At 58.2% G+C, this 1765-nt stretch carries 1 protein-coding gene; it reads right to left on the reverse strand.

Annotated features, from left to right (window positions below):
* Positions 1-1399, reverse strand: a 1399-nt coding sequence (locus AB4Y86_RS18160; RefSeq protein WP_441403544.1) for a glycerophosphodiester phosphodiesterase, incomplete at its 3' end; no start/stop codon positions are given.
* Between the last annotated feature and the right edge of the window lie 366 nt (positions 1400-1765).

The raw sequence follows: 1765 nt of genomic DNA on the forward strand, positions 1-1765 counted from the left end.
GCATGATGTAGCCGCCCCTGTGAGTGGTGTCCGCAACGGCGAGGGTCTGCTGACCGCCGTCCAACCGCGAGCATTGGATCTCCGCGGGTGTCACACGGATCGAAAATTGCAACCATTGCCCCTCCTGGGGGGCGGGAGTGTCTGAGGATGCGATGACTTCAGGCGCGGTTCCGTTTTCCGCACGGCGGTAGAGCTCGACTTTTCCGGCGTCGTTGATCAGCAGATGGTATCCGCCCGAGGTGCCAGGGACGTTGGGCAGGTAAGGACGGTCGTCCCGCAAAGCGAAGGCGACACCTATCTGGCCTGCATTCCGGGGGATTGGCCCAGCCCATCTGACCTGAAAGTCGATCGAATACGTGTCCGCCGAAATCGGGCACAGCGACCCCATTGAGTAACTGAAGTCGGAACCGTCGTCCATCCTGATGGATCCGCTGTCGGGTTGAATCTTCGGCTGCAGCTTCCAGTTGATAGTCCACGGCAAATCGCCTGCGCCCCGGTTGCCGGAGGCAAAGGAGTCAGACTTGGCGAGTGGTACATCCTTCGTCACATATGGAATGTTGGAACACATGAGCCCCCGAACACCCAAAGCCAGCAGTCGGTCCCGCATCCATCGCGTGTGAACTTCCCACACGATCACTGGCTTACCGAACACCTGCAGCCCGGTTACCTCGGCGTCGGTGGCTGCATGGTACAAACCTAGATAATCAAAATTCGGCGCGTATTTGGCGTACGTGGCGCTRCTGCCATCAAGGAAGTAACCCCAGGTCTTGTAGCCACGGGCCGCGGCCTCCACCCGCGTTGTGGAGGAGGCTGGCTGTTTCCACACAAAATGACTCGTGGAGTCCGGATAACGGTCCATGAGGTCCAGCAGTGCCTTCGTGTTTGTCCCCTGTTTATCTTCGATGAAGATGACGTGTGTGCCGGCATGGGCGTCCAGGATATCCTCTAATTTGGGAATGGGTTGCGGGGCCGAAGCCGGCCCGAGCCACTGCCGGGCATCATTGCGGAGCTCTGATATTGAGGCATAAGTCTGTTGGGAAATTTCCTGATCGTGGCCGGTCAAATGAAGCGTGTTCGTGTCATGGTGGCAAACCAAAACGCCGTCAGACGTCGCGCTGACGGAGACTTCGATGGCCTTGACGCCGTAGGCGATTGCCCCTGAATAGGCCAGCGCAGTATGTTCCGGCCAGTTGTCTCCAGACCCGCGATGAGCTATATAGAACGGGGTGGTACCGAGCAGGCTTGCAATAGTGAAATCCTTGGCGGGGGCCTGCGTAGAGGAATCTTCCCCGCAACCTGCAAGTACAATCGTTGCGCTAGACACGAAAAGGAATTCCCGCCGCGAAAAACGCCGGAATTTCCCCGTCATGGGTACTTGGCCGGCAGTGCCATTATCCAACACATCACCTTCTCGATTGCTCCCCGAATGGACATCAACCGCTTCACCACCTTGACGTCCGGCTACCACGCATAAAGTTCGCGCAAGACGCTGGGGCGCCAGGCTGAAGTTGTATAGGCTGTATGCTACCCGCCCGGTCAACGATTGGGCGCCTATGAATTGCCACACTGGTGATCGGAGCAAGGGTGCAATCTTCCGCTTTCCCGGCCGGATTCCGTTCGAGACGTGAGCGAAATTCCACTGCGGCCAACGGTGCACCGAGCGTTCTGGTGGCCCATCCTAGTCCTGACCTATATGGTTCAGACCGGGTCCTAGTTGAAAGCGTCAAAGGGCTAGTGGCTGGCGGCATGAGAGTCACGGTGACGC

It is taken from the genome of Arthrobacter sp. 2YAF22_2 (assembly GCF_052114645.1).
Taxonomy (GTDB): Bacteria; Actinomycetota; Actinomycetes; order Actinomycetales; family Micrococcaceae; genus Arthrobacter.